The 661-nt window shown below is 49.9% G+C and carries 1 rRNA gene; it reads left to right on the forward strand.

Annotated features, from left to right (window positions below):
* Positions 1-661: ribosomal RNA gene (locus tag B5D41_RS00005) — 23S ribosomal RNA — on the forward strand; the annotation flags it as partial.

The raw sequence follows: 661 nt of genomic DNA on the forward strand, positions 1-661 counted from the left end.
CCTCTACGGAGGCGAACTGACCAATCCTACACTGCCAAGAAAAGCTTCTAACCAGGTGATAGGTGTCCGTACCGCAAACCGACACAGGTAGATGAGAAGAGAATTCTAAGGCGCGCGAGAGAATCCTTGTTAAGGAACTCGGCAAAATAGCCCCGTAACTTCGGGAGAAGGGGTGCCTAAAGTAGGTGAAGGTGTTTACCACTGGAGCCCAAATAGGTTGCAGTTATCAGGTCCAAGCGACTGTTTACCAAAAACACAGGTCTCTGCTAAGACGTAAGTCGATGTATAGGGGCTGACGCCTGCCCGGTGCTGGAAGGTCAAGGGGAAGAGTTAATTCTTTAGAATGAAGCTTGGAACTTAAGCCCCAGTAAACGGCGGCCGTAACTATAACGGTCCTAAGGTAGCGAAATTCCTTGTCGGGTAAGTTCCGACCTGCACGAATGGCGAAACGACTTGGACGCTGTCTCAACAAGGATCTCGGTGAAATTGTAGTGCCTGTGAAGATGCAGGCTACCCGCGACAGGACGGAAAGACCCCGTGGAGCTTTACTGTAGCCTGATATTGAGTTTTGGTACAATATGTACAGGATAAGTGGGAGGCTTTGAAATCGGAACGCTAGTTTCGGTGGAGCCACACCTGGGATACCACTTTTATTGTGCCG

This window comes from Selenihalanaerobacter shriftii, assembly GCF_900167185.1.
GTDB classification, from domain to species: Bacteria; Bacillota; Halanaerobiia; order Halobacteroidales; family Acetohalobiaceae; genus Selenihalanaerobacter; species Selenihalanaerobacter shriftii.